Genomic DNA, 18,278 nt, shown 5'->3' on the forward strand with positions numbered 1-18,278 from the left:
CGTGCCGGGTCGGTCTTTCGTCGAACGTCTCGTCGCTGAGCTGCCGGCGCTCTTCCGGATGGCCAGGAAGATGACCCGCTCGGAGACGGATGCCGAGGATCTCGTGCAATCAACCGTGGTGCGGGCGATGGAGAAGCGAGGTGATCTGCGGGACGAGGAGCGAATGCGGGCCTGGCTTTTTCAGGTGCAACGCACGGTGCTCTTGAATGGGGTTCGCGGGGCGGCGCGGCGCTTCGAGGTGATCCAGGGAGGCAAGGGCGCAGAAGCGCCGGAGCCGAGCGAGGATCTCGAGGAGGAGATCCTGCGCCGTTCGTTCGACGATCGGGTGACGCACGCCCTCGATGGGATGCCGCCCGAATGGAAGGAAGCGCTGCTCTTGCGCGAGGTGGAGGAGCTCTCGTACGAGGAAATCGCGTCGGTGCAAGGTTCTCCCGTGGGTACGGTGCGTTCGCGTCTGGCGCGGGCGCGGGCAGCGTTGTTCGAGGGGCTCTCCGAGGCGAATCGAGCGCGTGGGGTGCATCATGGCAAGATGTGACGAATTCGACAATGTCTCGGCATGGCACGACGGGGAGGTGAACCCCATGGAAGCGAGGCGCATCGAGGCGCACCTGGCATCGTGCGCCGTTTGCCGCGAGACGGCTGATGTCCTCGCACAGACACGGCATTCGTTGCGACGCTCGGCCAGAGCCGACGTGCCCGCGCGCGTCGTACAAAAAACGAAATCGCTCGACACGCCCGCGCGTCCTCGGCGTCGGCTCGCGGTCGCTGCATTGCTCGTGGCGGCGTCGTTGGGTGTGGGGGCGGTGCTCTTGCTTTCGCGTGGCGGCATCGCGCAGGCGATGGCGGATGAGCTCGTGAGCCACCACCTGCGAGGATTCGCCAGAGAAAAACCGTGCGAGCTCGATTCGTCCGATCCCGCGGTCCTCGCTCGGTGGCTGGAGCAGAGGCTCGGCTATGCGGTGGTGGTGCCCTCCATGCCCGGAGCGAAATTGCTCGGGGCGCGCCTTTGCCAGCTCGAGGGTGATCGGACGGCTGCGCTCATGTACATGCAGGACGACAAACCGGTCACCGTCTTCGTGCCGAGGCCGGGATCGAGCGCCGCGGTGGCGGCCGAATCGTTATCGCGAGGCGAGGTTCGTTGCGCGCGAGCGCCGCTCCGCAATCGGATCTGCGCGAAGACCACGCAGCAACCCATGCTGGCTGTCGCCGAGACGAGCGAAACCACGCTCGCCGCAGCGCTCGAGGCTCCGTGAACGACGCTTGTTTCTTGAAGGAAAGGTGAGGAGATGTCTTTGAGGTCATCGAACCGGGTTCGCGTCGCGGCGACTGCCATCGCATCACTCGCCACGTTGGCGGTCGCTCTTGGCGTTTTCCTGGCTCGGTCGGATGCGCATCGAGGTGCGGCTTCGGTTGCCCCTTGCGCAATGGGCTCCGCGACGGCATGCGCCATGCCGAGTGGCTCGGGGCGGCGTGGCGGCGGGGACCTGCCGACCGGCGGACAACCGAGGCTCCTTGAATTCACGAGCGGTTCTTGTGCTGCTTGCGCGCGGATGGCGCCCATCGTGAACCAAGTCGAGCGGCGGTGCCTCGCCGAGGCAGACGGATCCCTCGTGCACGTGAACATCGACGAGCCCGAGGGCGAGGCGCTCGCGGAGCGTTACGAGGTCCGGGCATTGCCGACATTTGTCGGGATTGACGCAGAGGGCGCGGAGGTCTTGCGGATGGTCGGGGTCCAGACGCAGGAGAAGCTCGCTTCAGCGATCGGCGAGGTCCGCGGACGCGCATGTCCGCCGATCTGAGGGCCCGAGGGCGAAGGTCTCCTCGAGCATTCTCCCTCGGATCACATCCCCGTTCCCTTGAGCAGGGTCGTGGCCTTGGTCGATAAGCCCGTCACGCTCGCCGCGAGCGTCGCGGCCCGGAGCCCCGTGCCGGCGGGCGCGAATCGCACGTCGGCCGTGAACGTGCCTCCGGCCGGGACCGTGACCGGCAAGGGCGAAGACGGCGTCACCGAGAACTCGCCAATGTGGCTCCCGCTCAGCGTGAACGCCGTGATCGTCTGCGGATTGCCCGACGGGTTCGTGTACGTCACGGTCTGCGGCGCGCTCTGCGTAGCAAGCGCCTGGCCCGGGAAGCTGAGCTCCTGCGCCGTCGTGAACGCAGGAAGCGGCATCGACGCGTACAGCGCGTTGCGAATGAGCTTCGCGGCGTCGGTCGTCGTATCCCAGCCGATCGTGCTGTTGCCCGTGGTCGAAAGGCCAAAGCCGTTGATCTCGATCAGCGGCCGCCCCGTCGCGGGGCCGCTCGACACCACGCCTCGGACCAAGGCGGGCGTGCCGTCCGAGAACAACGCGACGACGATGGGGTTGTTCTTGTTGAACGCCGACGCCGGCATATGGTACGGCGACGAGCCCTGATAGCCGAACGTCGTGACGCCCGTGAGCAGCGGGCTGCCCGGCTCGAGGATGGTCCCGAGCGTGACCTTCGTCGTGAGGAACGCGACGTCCGCGATGGGCGTCGAGAGCGTGTATTGCGTGGCGAAGCGGCCCTTCAGGGCATACGTGCCCGTCTCCTGCGACTCGTAATCGAAGAGCACGACGCCGCCGCCCTGCTCATAATAGTCGGCCAGGTTGTCGCCGAACCCCGTCGTGACCGACAGGTACGTCATGACCGCGACGGCGTCGTACGCCTTCAGTTGCGCCAGCGTCGGCGTCGTGGAGTTGATGTTGACGAAGCCGACGGACGCGAACGAGGCCGTGGCCACGAGCTTGGTCTGGAGGTCGGTCGTCCCACCCGCATACAGGACGCCGACCGTCGGCGGGAACAGGCCCGTGTACGTGCCGCCCACCCGGCCATTGCCGGTCGTGAGGTTCGCGCAGACGCCGGCCGCGCAGACCTGGTTCGCGCCGCACGTGGTGCCGCAAGCGCCGCAGGAGAGGCTGTTGTCGGAGAGGTTGACGCAGCTCGCGCCGCACGTGCTCTCCCCGGGGAGGCAAGCGCAGGCGCCGGCCGAGCAGACCTGGCTCGACGAGCACGCATTGCCGCAGGCGCCACAGTTCGCCTTGTTGCTCGACGTGTCGACGCACGCGCTGCCGCACGCGGTGGTGCCGCCGCCGCAGGTGAACGCGCAGGCGCCGCTCGAGCAGACCTCGCCGGCCGCGCAGGCATTGCCGCAAGCGCCGCAATGGGCCGGATCGTTCTTCGTGTCGACGCACGCGTTGCCGCACGCGGTGGTGCCGCCGGCGCAGGTGAACCCGCATGCGCCCTGCGAGCAGACCTCGCCGGCGGCGCAGGCATTGCCGCAGGCGCCGCAGTTCGCCGGGTCGTTCGTCGCGTCGACGCAGGCGTTTCCGCATTTCATGGTGCCGCCGGCGCAGGTGAACCCGCATGCGCCGTTCGAGCAGACCTCGCCGGCGGCGCAGGCATTGCCGCAGGCGCCGCAGTTCGCCGGGTCGTTCGAGATACTGACGCAGGCGTTCCCGCATTTCGTGGCGCCGCCGGAGCACGTGAGCGCGCATGCGCCCTGCGAGCAGACCTCACCGGCGGCGCATGCATTGCCACAGGCGCCGCAGTTCGCCGGGTCGTTCGAGGTGTCGACGCAGGCGTTTCCGCATTTCGTGGCGCCGCCGACGCAGGTGAGCGCGCAGGCGCCTTGCGAGCAGATCTCGCCGGCGGCGCAGGTGTTGTCGCAAGCGCCGCAGTTCGCCGGGTCGTTCGAGGTGTCGACGCAGGCGTCGCCGCATTTCGTGGTGCCACCGGCGCAGGTGAGCGCGCACGCGCCTTGCGAGCAGACCTCGCCGGCGGGACAGGTGTTGTCGCAAGCGCCGCAGTTCGCCGGGTCGTTCGAGGTGTCGACGCAGAGTTCCCCACATTTCGTGGCGCCGCCGCCGCAGGTGAGCGCGCACGCGCCCTGCGAGCAGACCTCACCCGCTGCACACGCGCTCGCGCACGCGCCGCAATTCTGGGGGTCGAGGTTGGTGTCGACGCAGAGCTCGCCGCATTTCGTGGTGCCGCCGCCGCAGGTGAGGGCGCATGCGCCGTTCGAGCAGACCTCGCCCGGGGCGCACGCATGACCGCAGGTGCCGCAGTTCAGCGGGTTCGTGTCGAGGTCGACGCACGCCCCGTCGCACCTGTCCTGCCCGGCCGCGCAAGCGGGCCCGCCGCCTGTGCCCCCGACGCCGCCCGCGCCGCCTGTGCCCCCCGTGCCGCCTGTGCCCCCGGTGCCGCCGCCCTCCCCGGAGCAGCCTGCCGCGATGAACGCCGCGACGAGCGCGGAGAGCGCGAGCCCTCCCCGCCACGCGCCGAGGACCGTCGTCATGGGTTGGTGTGCGTAAGTTCGGAATCTGGTCATTGATTCATCCCCGTAGAAGTCGTTTGGGCGTCAAAGAAATTCTCGACCAGCCTTCCATAGTATCATTGTCCGCTCCGCGGAGAGCCACGCATGTGCGTGCTCCGCATGACCACAGCGTGCGGAAGGGCGGCGTTGGCGGGGGACGGCGGTTTCAGCCGGAGCGCACGAGCGCTTCGAGCGAGATCGACTGCAAGAGGCCCTTTCCGATGGGCCGCTTGTCCTCCCAGAAGACACGCGCCTCGAAGAAGGCCCGCGCCGCCTCGCTCTGCAAGGCCCGGAGGACCGCCTCGGCCTCTTCGCGGGCCTCGAACGGCAAGAAATAACACGTGTCGTCGAGCACCACCGGGCGCCCCTCGTGCGGCTCGACCAGCGCGAACGAGAATTTCTTGTAGAGACCACAAATCGCGACTTTGTAGGGCGCGAACGTGTACGGCCCGATTCCGAACACCGAGAAGGGGGGCTTGTCGCGATAAATGGAGCTCTTGCGGACGTCGAGCTTCTCCTCGTGCCGGACGAGGTAGGCCCACGCCCGCGGCGCCTGATCCTGCAAGGTCCGCGTCTCCTCGCCGAGCGAGCGTTGCGTCACGAGCACGAAGCGCCTCCCCGGGCGCCGCCCATTCGCCACGTCCGAGCCCTTGAGCAGCGGAAAGACAACGGATTGTTCGATGTCCACCCGCTCGCCGAGGCCATTGACGAGCGCGCCGTCCTTCGCTTCGAGCTCCATCACCGGCGCGCAGTCGTGCTTGAGCCCCGAGCGCCACGCCGGGGTGCATTGGCCTTCGAGGCCCTGCGTGCGTTCGAGTCGATCGATGTCGCTGTAAATGCGCCCGCCGTGCACGCCCATCGTTCGCCGCGGAATTTCGGCGTCGAGCGAATCGAAGACGGCCCAGCCGCGCGCCGGGGGGCCGCCCGGCGGATTCGACGCGAGCGTCATCACCACGGCCGCCGTCGCCACGTCGAATGCGCCGCGCGCGTCGATCCGATACGTCGCGCCCGAGACCCGGACCCCCTCGTGGGCCACGTGCTCCATCACCCGCCGCGCGACGTTGCTCTTGCAGAGCACGACCATGCGGAAATCACGGCCGCGGAGCGCCGCGAGCAGGCGCAGGAGGATCCACTCCGAGACGTCGAAATTGCTCTTGCCCGTCCGCGCGTCGAGGCCCCGGAATCGCTTGAAGTTCGATTTCGGCGGCAGGTTCCGCGAGCCGAGCGCGCCGAGATCGGCGCTCGTGACCCAGGGCGGATTGCCCAGCACGAGCACCGGATCCGGCATCGCCGCGAGCACGTCCTCCCACGCGACCTCGAAACAATCACCGAGGCGCACGTCGACCGGGGCGCCCGCGAGCGCGAGGCGCGCCGCCTCGACGTGGCCCGGGTCGATGTCGAAGCCGCGGGCAGGGATGTCCGGAAAGACCTCCGCCGCCGCCGTGAGGAACGCGCCTTTGCCGCACGTAGGCTCCAGGATCGAGGACGGGCGCGCGCCGAGCCGCGCGGCGAGGCGGGAGACCTGCCGCGCGAGCTCGAGGGGCGTCTGCCAGTCCCCACGCTCGACGCGCGAGGGCCGCGAGGGCGCTGTCACGCCGAGGCGTCCGCGACCTGCGCGAGCATCTCCGCCTCGGCGCAGAGGTTGCCGTCGACGCGCGCCTCGCCCCGGAGCTTCCACACCGGGCCCCGACGCTGCAAGGCCGTGGCCGAGAGATCGAGCCTGTCGCCCGGCACGACGGGCCTGCGGAAGCGCGCCTTGTCGATGCCCAGGAAGAGCACGACCTTGGGCTTGGGTCCCGGCGCAGGGTCGGACGCGTGCGCGAGCAGGCCGCCGATCTGCACCATGGCTTCGACGATGAGGACGCCGGGCATGATCGGGTGCGCGGGGAAATGGCCCTGGAACCAGGGCTCGTTGTACGCGACGCACTTGTGCCCCGCGATGCGCTCGCCCGGCACGAGCTCCGTCACGCGATCGACCATCACCATCGGATACCGATGCGGGAGGATCGTGAGGATCTCACGCACCTCGATCGGAAGTTTCACGTTCGCCCCTTCGGTCACCCGGACCGTCCCTTCCGTTTGCGTCCCGGCTCTTCGAGCTGCCGCGCCGTCGCGCGGAGCCACCGCGCCTTGTCCACCGCGGGATACCCGCCGAACACGGCGCCCGCAGGCACGTCGCCGATGACGCCCGCTTTCGCGGCGAGCCGCGCCCCGGCGCCCACGTCGCAATGATCGGCGACGCCCACCTGCCCGCCGACGAGCGCGCCCGCGCCGATCCGCGACGAGCCCGCGAAGCCCGCTTGCGCCGCGATGAGCGCGCCCGCGCCGACGGCGGCGTTGTGGCCGACGTGCACGTGTGCGTCGAGCTTGGCGCCGCGGCCGATCACGGTCGGCCCGAGCGTGCCGGCGTCGATGGTGCAAAGCGGGCCGATCTCGACGTCGTCCTCGATGATCACGCCGCCGAGCTGCGGCACGCGCACGACGCCGCCCGCGGGCGACGCCGCCCAGCCGAAGCCGGGGCGGCCGAGGACCGACGAGGCGCCGACGACGACACGCGCGCCGAGCGAGACGCCGCCATACACGACGACGTGGGGCTCGATGCGGCAGCGCGGGCCGATCTCGGCGCCGGCAAACACGACGGCGAAGGGGCCGATGATCGCCGTGGGATCGACGTTCGCGAGGGGATCGATCCGCGCGAGCGCGCGCGCGTCCACGGGCGCGGGCTGCGGCACCCGTTCGAGCACGCAGGCGAGCGCGTACGCCGCGCGCGGGTGGATCCAGCGCTTGCCCGCGGGCACGAGCGAGGCGAGCGGGCCATCGACGAGGAGAAACGCGTCGCTCGCCCGCGCGGCTTCGAGGTACCGGCGCGAAAGAAGCGGCGCGAGGGTCGTCGTGCCTTCGGAGGCTTCCGCGTCGATCGGAGCGACGCGGGACACGACGGCGTCCTCGAGGCCCGGATCGAGCATGCCCCCGAGCGTCGCCGCGAGCTCGTGAAGAGGCACGGGCGCGGGCAGGACGGCGCCGGCGCTACTTCTTTTCGTCGCCGCCTCCCGACGGTTTGTCACCGCCGCCCTCGGGCGGGGCGTCGCCGCCGCCGTCGCCGCCGGAGTTGTACATCTGCACGACCTGCTCGGTGAGGTCGAGATCCGGCCGCGCGTAGGGCGTCGCGGAGCGGTCGAGGATGAGCTCGTAGCCGTTCTTTTTCGCGAGGCGCGTGATGATGCCCATCATCTTGCGGAGGATGGGGCCCGTCAGGTCGCCCTGCTTCTTCTGGAGCTCTTTGTTGTAGTCGACGAAGCTCGTCTGGAGCTCGACCATGCGGCGCTGCCAGTCCTCCATGCGGCGGGCGAGGGCCTCGCGCGAGAGCACGCGGGCCTGGCGCTCGATGTCCTCGCGCGCGCGCTGGAGCTCCTCTTGTTTCGCGTCGAGCTCCTTCTGGCGCTTGTCGAAGAGCTTCTTCAGCGTGCCCTGCGCGCGGATGCCGTCCTCGGTCTGCATGACGGCCTGCTGGACGTCGACGACCGCGATCTTGTTCTCGGCCGAGGCAGAGCCAGGGGCGAGGGAGACGAGCGCGGAGAGCACAGTGGCGGCGAGGGCCGCGTGAAGGCGGGGAAGGCGACGCAGTAGCATGAAGGCGATGAAGCTCGCTTACCTGCGCGCGGTGAGGCGGTCAAGCACGCCGCACGCCGCGATCGCAGGAAGCGGATCCGGCGTACGATGAGGTCCGGCGGAGAAAAGCGGGAAGGGTGCGCGGCATCGCCCTTGCGTCGTGTTTGTCACCGCGGTTATGTCGGAGAACTGTACGAGGACCTCATGCGAACGTTTGACTCTCGCAGGCGCCGGGGGCGCAGCATCGCGCTGCTGTTCGGGCTCGCTGCCACCACGCTCTCCGCGGCCGCGACCGCGCAAACCTTCCCCCCGAACGCGACGTGGGCGCCGCTCACGCGCCTCGACGCCGGCTCGGGCACGCACGTGCCGCTCGGCGACGTCTCCGGGGACGCGAGCAACCCGCGCGACATCGTGGGGAACGCGGCGAACCCCGTGGCGTACGTGCACGCCGACGGGACGCACGTCTACTTCCGCCTGCGCATCAACACGTCGGCCCTCATCTCGGCGACGACGTTCGATGCCGGGTCGAGCTTCGGGTGTCTGATCGACGCCAACGGGAGCGACGCGAACTACGAGTTCCTCGCGATCGTCGAAGGCATCTCGTCGCCGGACACCGTGCGCTTTTATGCGAACACGACCCAGCAAACGGTGAACTCGCCGTCCGACACGCCCGAGGTGCTGGTGAAGTCCTACCTCGGCCCGCTGCAGGTCGGGCAGCCGGGCTACGGATACGCGCGGCAGGTCGCGACGGGGGTCGCGGTGTTTCCGATCGGGTCGGCCGATACCGATTACTTCGTCGACTGGGCCGTCGAGAAATCGCTGCTCCAGGCCGCGGGCGTCGGGGACGCGACGCCGCTCCGTTTCGCGTGTGGAAGCAGCGTGGGCATCTCCACGCTGACGTCCGATTTCACGGACACCCCGAGCTTGCCGCTCCTGTTCAGTGATCCGTACTTCTGCGGCGGATCGGGCTGCGTCCCGCAGACCTGCGTCGGATACGGGGAGCCCTGCTCCGCAGGGATCGGCGGCTGTGCGGTGACGGGATCGCGGTACTGCAACGCGGGGGGCGTGGCCGTGTGCGACGCGTTTCCGGGCGAACCCTCGGAGGAGACGTGCAACACGATCGACGACGACTGTGACGGCGTGGTCGACGACGGAAACCCCGAAGGCGGCGCCGCCTGCACGACGGCCCTTCTGGGCGTGTGCAGCGCGGGCACGGAGAATTGCCTCTCCGGCGTCGTTCAGTGCACGCCGAACGTGACGCCGGGATCCAACGCCGAGACGTGCAACACGCTCGACGACGATTGCGACGGCCAGACGGACGAAGGCTTCGGGCTCGGGCAGAGCTGCTCCGTGGGGATGGGCGTCTGCGCGGCCTCGGGCGTCCGGGTCTGCGACGGGCAGGGCGGCGCGACCTGCAACGCGACGCCGGGCACGCCCCAAGACGAGACGTGCAACGGGCTCGACGACGATTGCAACGGCTTCGCCGACGACGGGGATCCGGGCGGCGGGGAGGCTTGCGTGACCGGCTTCGAGGGCGTCTGCGCCGTGGGGATCACGGCCTGCTCGCCGGGCGGCGTGGCCTGCGTGCCGGGGGTGCTGCCGGGCGAGCAGCCCGAGCTGTGCAACTCCACGGACGACGATTGTGATGGCGAGGTGGACGAGGGGCTCGGCCTCGGCAATCTGTGCGTCATGGGCGTCGGCGCCTGCGCGGTCGAGGGCTCGATCGTGTGCACCCCGCAGGGCGGCACGGAGTGCAACGCCGTCGCCGGGACGCCGACCGACGAGGTCTGCGGCAATGCGATCGACGAGGATTGCGACGGCGCGCTCGACAACGGCTGCCCCGACACGGACGGCGACGGGCTGATCGACGCGATCGAGCAGCAGATCGGGACCGACCCGACGGACGGCGACACCGACGACGACGGCGTGTCCGACGGCGAGGAGCCGAGCGTCGGCGACGATACGGACGGCGACGGGCTCATCAACGGGCTCGACGCCGACAGCGACAACGACGGGCTCTTCGACGGCACCGAGATCGGCAACGATTGCAGCGGGCCCGGCACGGACCTGGCCGCCGGCCATTGCAGGCCCGACGGGGACGCCGGGCTCACGACGACGAACCCGCTCGACCCGGATTCGGACAACGGCGGGGTGATGGACGGGTCGGAGGACGTGGACCTCGACGGCGTCGTCGACCCGAACGAGACCGACCCCACGGCGAGCCACGGCGCAGACGATGGGGCGAACACGGACACGGACGGCGACGGGCTGAGCGACGGTCTCGAAGAGACGATCGGCACGAACCCGAACGACGCCGACAGCGACGACGACGGCCTGCTCGACGGCGACGAGCCAAACCCCTCCGACGACACGGACGGCGACGGGCTCGTGAACCCGCTCGATCCGGACAGCGACGACGACGCGCTCTTCGACGGCACGGAGTCGGGGAAGAACTGCTCGCACCCCGCGACGAACCCGGCCGCGCAGAACTGCCGGGCCGACGCGGACGGCGGGTCCCTGACGACCTCGCCGGTCCATCGGGACACCGACGGCGGCGGCGTGAGGGACGGGGCCGAGGATCGCAACCTGAACGGCCGGATCGACATCAACGAGACGGATCCGACGGCGGGCAACTCGCCGGACGACAACCAGCCCTCGAACCTGGACAACGACGGCGACGGCCTGACGAACCAGCTCGAAGCGTTCCTCGGCTCGAACCCGAACGACGCCGACAGCGACGACGACGGCGTGCTCGACGGCGACGAGTCGAACCCGTCCGACGACACGGACGGCGACGGCAAGATCAACGTCCGTGATTCGGACAGCGACGGCGACGGGCTCTTCGACGGGACCGAGGTCGGCAACGGTTGCTCGCACCCGTCGACGAACCCCGCAGCGAACGCCTGCCGCGCCGACGCCGACATGGGCGCGACGCGCACGTCGATGGTCGATCCGGACAGCGACGACGGCGGCGTGAGCGACGGCGACGAGGACAAGAACAAGGACGGCGCGATCGATCCGGGCGAGACGAACCCGACGAAGGGCAACGGCGAGGACGATCCACTCGACAGCGACGGCGACGGGCTGCTCGACAAGGTGGAGCTGATGCTCGGGACCGATCCGTTCGACGCCGACTCGGACGACGACGGCGTCTCCGACGGGGAGGAGCCAGACCTCGGCGAGGACACGGACGGCGACGGGCTCATCAACGCGCTCGATCCGGACAGCGACAACGACGGGCTGCCGGACGGGCTGGAGATGGGCAAGGGCTGCAACAACCCGGACACCGACGCGTCCGCAGGGCACTGCATCCCCGACGGCGACAACGGCGCGACGAAGACCGACCCACTCGACTGGGACACGGACGACGGCGGCGCGAGCGACGGGGCCGAGGACAAGGACAAGGACGGCGTGATCGATCCCGGCGAGACCGACCCGACCGCGGGCCACGGCGCCGACGATCCGCCGGACACCGACGGCGACGGGATCTTCGACGCCGACGAGGAGGTGCTCGGGACCGATCCGAACGACGCCGACACGGACGACGACGGCGTGCGCGACGGCGACGAGCCGAGCCTCGATGAGGACACGGACGGCGACGGGCTCATCAACGCGCTCGATCCGGACAGCGACAACGACGGGCTCTTCGACGGGACCGAGCTCGGCCTCGATTGCACGGACCCCGCGACGAACATCGCCGTCAATCACTGCGTGGCCGACGCGGACGCGGGGCTCACGACGACGGATCCGCTCGACTGGGACACGGACGACGGGACCGTGAGCGACGGGTCGGAGGACGTTAACCTCAACGGCAAGATCGATCCCGGCGAGACGAACCCGACGGCCGGCAACGGCGCCGACGACGTGGGCGTGCTGGACACGGACGGCGATGGGCTCTCGGACGAGCTCGAAGACTTCATCGGCACCGATCCGTTCGACGCAGACAGCGACGACGACGGCGTGATCGACGGGCAGGAGCCAAACCCGACCGTCGACACGGACAGCGACGGGACGATCAACGCGCTCGACCCGGACAGCGACGACGACGGGCTCTTCGACGGGACCGAGATGGGCAAGGATTGCAGCTCGCCGGCCACGGACGCAGCCGCAGGGACCTGCATCGCAGACGCCGACATGGGCGCGACGACGACGTCGCCGCTCGATCCGGACACGGACCACGGCGGCGTGTCCGACGGCGACGAGGACACGAACGGCAACGGCGTGGTCGATCCCGGCGAGATCGATCCAAACGACGGGAGCGACGACGCGACGAAGCTCGACGCGGACGGCGACGGGCTGACGAACGCAGAGGAGATGCAGATCGGCACGGACCCGTTCGACGCCGACTCGGACGACGACGGCGCGTCCGACGGCGCGGAGCACGACGTCGGAGCCGACACGGACGGCGACGGGCTCATCAACGGGCTCGACCCGGACAGCGACAACGACGGGCTCTTCGACGGGACGGAGCTCGGCTTCGATTGCTCAGGCCCAGGGACGAACCCGATGGCCGGGAGCTGCATCCCCGACGGCGACAAGGGCGCGACGAAGACCGACCCGCTCGATGCCGACACGGACGACGGCGGCGTGAGCGACGGTCTGGAAGACAAGGACAAGGACGGCGTGGTGGACGCGGGCGAGACGAATCCGCTCGATCCGTCGGACGACATCGTGGAGCCGAAGCCCTGCGCGACGGACGACGAGTGCGGCGGCCCGAACAGCGGTCAGATCTGCGTCGAGGGCTCCTGCACGGAAGGCTGCCGCGGCGAAGGCGGCAACACTTGTCCCACCGGCGAGGTGTGCACGTCGACGAACACCGCGCCGGGTGAATGCGTGTCGGAAGACGACATCCGTCTGGCCGGCGGCGGCTGCGCCTGCACCACCGGGCCAACCGAAGGCACGCCGCGCGGCGTGGCCCTCGCCCTCATGGCACTCGGCGCGCTCGTCGTGCGTCGGAAGCGGCGCGCGTAGAGCCGAGCTGGGGCGTTGCCCCAGGCCCCAGGAGGGGGCTCTCCGCCCCCTCCACCCCGGACCAGCCAGGGGCTGGACCCAAGTTCGATGAACTGCGCGGTGCGCAGTTCATCGAGCAGCCGGGGGCAAGATCGGCGAGCCGCTTCAGCCCGGAGCGAGCTCCAGGAGCGAGTGGTAAATACCCAGCCGCTCGTGTGTCGTCTGGAGTGCGAGCCCCTCCTCGCGGGCGAGCGCGAGGATGTCCTCCGCGCGGTACATCCGGCTGTTGCCGTTTGCGATCGCCGTGAAATAGGGCGACGTGTTGATCAGGCAATAGGCGGCTGCGTCGAAGCGCTGCGTGTCCCAGAACGTATCGAGGATCCAGAGCCGCCCCCCGGGGCGCAACGCGCGGCCGGCGCGGCGCAGGATGGTCCTCACCTCGTCCTCCGAGAAACATACGAGGAACTGGCTCATCCAGACGGCGTCGAAGCCGGAGGGCAGCTCGGCGTGGGGATCGAGCACGTCCACGGGGCAAGGCACGGCGCGGTCGCCGAGGCCTTTTTCGCGCAGGTTCTGCATGGCCATTTCGAGCTGGTTCGGCAGGTCGACGAGCGAGGCGCAGAGCTCGGGCGACCGCGCGAGGCAAAGCGACGCCCATTTGCCGGTATTGCAGCCGATGTCGAGCATGGTCTTCGGCTGCCGTTCGAGTACGATCCGGCTCGCCGCGGGGAAGGCCGCGTCCGAGTAGAAATGGTCGAAGCGTAGCCAGGCGCTTTTGGCGTTCTCGGGCAGGTGCGCGAGCGCCTCGTAGACCGTCTTCCATTCGCCGAAGACGCGCAGCCCCGCAGGCTCGCCGAGCTTCAGCGCGTCCTCCAGCTTGTGCATGCCGAGGTAACAGACCTCGTGGATGAACTCCATGTTCACCGCCGTCATCTCGTCGCGGCGGATGAAGGCGCCGAGCGTGGTGATGACGAATTTTCCGTTGTCATAGGCCACGAGATCCGCCGAGAGCCCGCATTCGAGCAGGACCGTCGCGGCATAACTCGAAAGGCCCGTCTCCGTCGCTGCCTCGGCCGCCGTCATCCCCTCGGCGCCGCGGCCCTCGACGGCTTCGAGCAAACCCGTCGACCGCAAGAGGCGCGTGGCCTGGAACACGATCGGCGCGAAGGCGATCCGTTGGGCGTCAAAGCGTGTTTCCAGGCCGGTTTTGTCGTGACCGAAGCGTTTGTGCAGCACCACCTTCACCTCCGCGGGGGAGCCGCATCATGCCCGGGACGGAGAAAAAGTCCCACGATAACTTTACGTCGAGGCGCGTGTTTTCGCGGTGCGGGTGAGGACCGTTGCCCTCGATTGCGGTGTCTTGTCCTCATTTTGAGGTGGTAAGTAAGCAGTGCATGCGCAAGAAGCCGGCGCATTTCACGTTCTCGTTCGGTGAAGGGGTTGTGATATGTGTCCCTGACGATAGCCACGAACCCCCGTCCGAGGGAGAACACATGAAATCGAGAGGTACATTGGGGCACAAACGGATCGTGAGCGGTATCGCTCTCGTCGTGGGCTTCCTGGGGCTCTCCGTGCCCGTGACGGCGCGCGCGCAGACGTTCCCGCCCGATGCATCGTGGGTCGCGCTCGAGCGCACGGATCCGATGACGGGTTTGACGGCGCCGCTCGGCGATCCCGAAGGCGATACCGCCGGCCCGCGCGACATCGTCGGCAATGAGCAGTTCCCGCTCGCCTACGTGTACAGCGACGGGACCCATTATTACTTCCGGATGCGGATCGACGAGTCGGTGCTGCAAAATGCGACGAACTTTTCGTCGTTCGGCTGGGGGTGCGTGATCGATACGGACGACGATCCGAGCGATTACGAGTACAGCACGCTCGTCAACGGCGTCTCGAACCCGGACGAGGTGCGGCTCTGGGCCAATACGACGCAGCAGACGTCGAACGATCCGGGCGATCCGCCGGAGATGTTGCTCCAGACGTATCTCGGCCCGCTGGTGACGGGCGCGGAGGGCTTCGGGTACGCGCGCGAGGTGTCGGCGGGCTCGAACTTCCCGCTCGCGCCGATGACGCCGACCGAGGATTTCTTCATCGATTGGGCCGTCGAGCGGGGCGCGCTCATCGCCGCGGGCGTGAGCCTCGATCAGCCGCTGCGTTTCGCCTGTGGCACGGCCGCGAACGGCACGACCCTCTCGCAGGACTTGACGGGCCCGGCGAACCTGCCCGACCTGCTCAGTGATCCGGTGAGCTGCGGCGCCGGGGGCTGCATTCCGCAAAATTGCATGGGCGCCGGCGAGGCGTGCTCCGCGGGCGTGGGCGAATGCCTCTCGACAGGCATCTTCCTCTGCAACGCGGAGAACGAGCCGGTCTGCAACGCGTTCCCGGGCGAACCGGGGACGGAGGCCTGCGGCGACAGCCTCGACAACGATTGCGACGGCATCATCGACAACGGCTGCCCCGACACGGACGGCGACGGCCTGCCCGACGGCCAGGAAGTCGCGCTCGGCACCGATCCGAACGACGCCGACACGGACGACGACGGCATCTCCGACGGCGAGGAGCCGGCCGCCTTCGTGGACTCGGACGGCGACGGGCTCCTCAATGCGCTCGATCCGGACAGCGACAACGACGGGCTCTTCGACGGGACCGAGGTCGGCAATGCATGCGATGCGCCGGGGGTCGATCCTGCGGCGGGCCATTGCGTGCCCGACGGCGACATGGGCGCGACGAAGACGAACCCGGTCGACGCCGACACGGACGACGGCGGCGTGTCCGACGGCGCAGAGGACCAAGATCGCGACGGCGTGATCGACGCCGGCGAGACGAACCCGACGAGCGGCAACGGCGCAGACGATGGGGCGAACACGGATACGGACGGCGACGGCCTGAGCGACGGGTTCGAGGCAGGCCTCGGGACCGATCCGAACGACGCCGACACGGACGACGACGGCCTGCCCGACGGCGAGGAGCCGAACCCGACGCTCGATGCGGACGGCGACGGGCTCCTCAACCCGCTGGATCCGGACAGCGACGACGACGGCCTCGCCGACGGCACGGAGGCCGGCAAGGATTGCTCGAACGCAGGGACGAACCCCGCGGCCGGCAACTGCGTGCCCGACGGCGACATGGGCGCGACGAAGACGTCGCCGATCGACGCGGACACAGACGGCGGCGGCGTGAGCGACGGCTCGGAGGACGCGGATCTCGACGGGATGGTCGATCCGGGCGAGACCGACCCGGCGACGGGTCAGGGCGGGGACGATGGGGCGAACACGGACACGGACGGCGACGGGCTGAGCGACACGCTCGAAGGGACCCTCGGCAGCAACCCGAACGACGCCGACAGCGACGAGGACGGCGTGCCCGACGGCGAGGAGCCGAACCCGGCGAACGACACGGACGGCGACGGGCTCAAGAACGTGCTCGATCCGGACAGCGACGGCGACGGGCTCTCGGACGGCACGGAGGTGGGCAAGGATTGTTCGAACGCGGCGACGGACCCCGCGGCGAACAACTGCGTGCCCGACGGCGACATGGGCGCGACGAAGACGTCCCCCGTGGATGCCGATACCGACGACGGCGGGCTCTCCGACGGCGACGAGGACACGGACAAGGACGGCGTGGTCGACGCCGGCGAGACCGATCCGACGAAGGGCCACGGCGGCGACGACGACGGCGATCCCGACGACGACGACGACGGCCTGACGGACGACGACGAGGCGACGCTCGGGACCGATCCGAACGACGGCGACAGCGACGACGACGGCGTGCTCGACGGCGAGGAGCCGAGCGCCGGCCTCGATACCGACGGGGATGGGCTCATCAATGCCCTGGATCCGGACAGCGACGGGGACGGCCTCTTCGACGGGACGGAGCTCGGCAAGGATTGCTCGGCGGCGGGGACGAATGCAGGCGCCGGCCATTGCACGCCCGACGGCGACGGCGGCGCGACGACGACGGATCCGATGAACGCGGACACGGACGGCGGCGGCGTGAGCGACGGCGACGAGGACACGGACAAGGACGGCGTCGTGGATCCGGACGAGAGGGATCCGAATGACGCGGCCGACGACGTGCCATCGTCGGAGGGCACCGTCCTCACGGGCCACGGCTTGATTTGCGCGGCCGGTCGCGGCGGCGAGAGCAGCCCTGCGGCGCTCGTCGCGCTCGTGGCCCTCGGGGGGCTCGTGATGCGCAGGAAGCGTCGTTAGCTCGACCTGAGCTTACGAAAAGAACGCGGGGAGCGGTCGGCGAAAGCCGGCGCGCTCCCCGCGTCGTTTGGGGGCCTCTCCGTCCATCGACGGTCAGAGGCATTCGTTCGAGATACAATCCTTGCCGGCCGGGCAGGGGGTATTGAGGTCGCACTCGGGGTTGACCTCTTCGTTCGTCTTGCAGAGGCCCTGATCACAGGCGACGAAGCGGTTGTCGATGAGCTTGCAGGCGTTGAGGTTGGCGCAGGGGTAATGGCAGTAGCCGTCCGCGCCGCACTGGGCCGCGCCGGGGCAGGGCTCCTTGCCGGGGCCGCAGCCGGGGATGGGGGAGGGATCGGGGATGCAGCCGCCGGCCGTGCTGTCGCAGATTTCGCCGGCCGGGCAATCCGCGTGCGTCGTGCAGCCGGGCTCGCAGATGCCGTCGATGCAGGCCTCTCCGCTCGGGCAGGGTTTCTGCGGGCCGCAGGCGGTCACGGGGTCGGCGACGCAGATGCCCTTGTCGCAGATGTATCCGGTTTCGCACGGGCTCTTGTCGTCGCAGCCGACCTCGCACTGGCCGTTCGCGCAGACCTTGCCGGGGCCGCATTCGTAGCTGTGGTTGCAGCCGACGAGGCAAAGGCCGTCCAGGCAGAGCGTGCCGGAGGGGCAATCGCTGTCGGCGTCGCAGGCGCAGGTGGTCACGTTCGGGTCACACCCGGGCTCGCCGCCGCCCTGGCCGCCCTGGCCGCCTTGGCCGCCGCCGCCGCCCTGGCCTATGCCCGGCTCGGCGGGCTGACAGCCGTAGCCGTCGCAGATCATGCAGTTTTCCCCGCGCGCGTCGCACACGACGGTGGCGTCGGCGTCGGAGCAACCGCCGCAGCCGGTGCCGCTCACGGCGAGGAGGAGGAAGAAGGCGCTCGGGGCGAGGAGCTTGGCGAAGGATGGACGCAAGAACATGACAACCCTCCAGCGACCGGACGCGCCGCAACGAGCGCGCGGGCGCCTGCTTATTCGTACCACGGGGGTGCGTAACACGCACCGTGCCACCGTCTTACGTTGCTTGGGGCTGCCGGACGCGCTTCCTTCTGTGAACCGTAGGCCACGCGTCGTGGTGCGTGAGCGTTCACGTCTCACCCGAGACAGCGGCCCAATGCCGGGGTAGTCCCGAACGGAGCAAAGCGGAGTGAGGGACGTAG

General features: G+C 69.5%; 12 protein-coding genes. 5 read left to right on the top strand and 7 right to left on the bottom strand.

The window, feature by feature from the left end; all coding sequences use genetic code 11:
* Position 1: 1 nt before the first annotated feature.
* The 3 genes from E8A74_RS42835 to E8A74_RS42845 all read left to right on the top strand — a co-directional run bounded on the left by E8A74_RS42835 (position 2) and on the right by E8A74_RS42845 (position 1,799).
* Positions 2-535 carry an RNA polymerase sigma factor gene (locus tag E8A74_RS42835; protein ID WP_232379995.1) on the top strand — a complete coding sequence of 178 codons (534 nt, stop codon included), beginning with the start codon at positions 2-4 and terminating at the stop codon, positions 533-535.
* A 46-nt stretch (positions 536-581) separates the two neighbouring features.
* Positions 582-1,253 carry an anti-sigma factor gene (locus E8A74_RS42840; protein ID WP_170229805.1) on the top strand — a complete coding sequence of 224 codons (672 nt, stop codon included), beginning with the start codon at positions 582-584 and terminating at the stop codon, positions 1,251-1,253.
* 195 nt (positions 1,254-1,448) lie between these two features.
* Positions 1,449-1,799 (top strand): thioredoxin family protein, encoded by a 351-nt coding sequence (locus tag E8A74_RS42845; RefSeq protein WP_170229806.1) that lies wholly within the window; start codon positions 1,449-1,451, stop codon positions 1,797-1,799.
* A gap of 41 nt (positions 1,800-1,840) precedes the next feature.
* On the opposite strand, the gene E8A74_RS42850 is transcribed toward E8A74_RS42845, so the two are convergent.
* The 5 genes from E8A74_RS42850 to E8A74_RS42870 form a co-directional block, all read right to left on the bottom strand.
* Complete coding sequence (locus E8A74_RS42850) at positions 1,841-4,315, bottom strand: MXAN_6577-like cysteine-rich protein (protein WP_170229807.1); 2,475 nt, start codon at positions 4,313-4,315, stop codon at positions 1,841-1,843.
* A gap of 184 nt (positions 4,316-4,499) precedes the next feature.
* Positions 4,500-5,927 (bottom strand): DNA methyltransferase family protein, encoded by a 1,428-nt coding sequence (locus E8A74_RS42855; RefSeq protein WP_136934925.1) that lies wholly within the window; start codon positions 5,925-5,927, stop codon positions 4,500-4,502.
* On the bottom strand, positions 5,924-6,364 hold the full coding sequence (fabZ, locus tag E8A74_RS42860) for a 3-hydroxyacyl-ACP dehydratase FabZ (protein WP_136934940.1): 441 nt from the start codon (positions 6,362-6,364) through the stop codon (positions 5,924-5,926). Before fabZ ends, E8A74_RS42855 begins: the two co-directional genes overlap by 4 nt.
* A gap of 26 nt (positions 6,365-6,390) precedes the next feature.
* Positions 6,391-7,335 (bottom strand): UDP-3-O-(3-hydroxymyristoyl)glucosamine N-acyltransferase, encoded by a 945-nt coding sequence (locus E8A74_RS42865; protein ID WP_136934926.1) that lies wholly within the window; start codon positions 7,333-7,335, stop codon positions 6,391-6,393.
* Positions 7,336-7,360: 25 nt separating this feature from the next.
* A complete protein-coding gene (locus E8A74_RS42870) occupies positions 7,361-7,963 on the bottom strand; it encodes an OmpH/Skp family outer membrane protein (RefSeq protein WP_136934927.1) in 603 nt (200 codons plus the stop codon).
* Between the two features lie 183 nt (positions 7,964-8,146).
* Between E8A74_RS42870 and E8A74_RS42875 the strand changes: the two genes are divergently transcribed.
* Entirely contained in the window at positions 8,147-12,913 is a 4,767-nt protein-coding gene (locus tag E8A74_RS42875; RefSeq protein ID WP_170229808.1) for a MopE-related protein, read from the top strand.
* A gap of 144 nt (positions 12,914-13,057) precedes the next feature.
* Here E8A74_RS42875 and E8A74_RS42880 read toward each other — a convergent pair whose 3' ends face one another.
* Positions 13,058-14,128, bottom strand: a complete 1,071-nt coding sequence (locus tag E8A74_RS42880) for a class I SAM-dependent methyltransferase (RefSeq protein WP_232379997.1) — start codon at positions 14,126-14,128, stop codon at positions 13,058-13,060.
* Between the two features lie 293 nt (positions 14,129-14,421).
* Here E8A74_RS42880 and E8A74_RS42885 point away from each other — a divergent pair, with 293 nt between their 5' ends.
* The gene (locus E8A74_RS42885) at positions 14,422-17,103 is read left to right on the top strand and encodes a hypothetical protein (RefSeq protein ID WP_136934929.1); all 2,682 of its coding nucleotides are present in this window, start codon (positions 14,422-14,424) and stop codon (positions 17,101-17,103) included.
* A 93-nt stretch (positions 17,104-17,196) separates the two neighbouring features.
* Here the strand turns inward: E8A74_RS42885 and E8A74_RS42890 are convergent, their stop codons facing one another.
* Positions 17,197-18,039 carry a hypothetical protein gene (locus E8A74_RS42890; protein WP_136934930.1) on the bottom strand — a complete coding sequence of 281 codons (843 nt, stop codon included), beginning with the start codon at positions 18,037-18,039 and terminating at the stop codon, positions 17,197-17,199.
* Positions 18,040-18,278 lie beyond the last annotated feature (239 nt).

Source organism: Polyangium fumosum (assembly GCF_005144585.1).
Taxonomy (GTDB): domain Bacteria; phylum Myxococcota_A; class Polyangia; order Polyangiales; family Polyangiaceae; genus Polyangium; species Polyangium fumosum.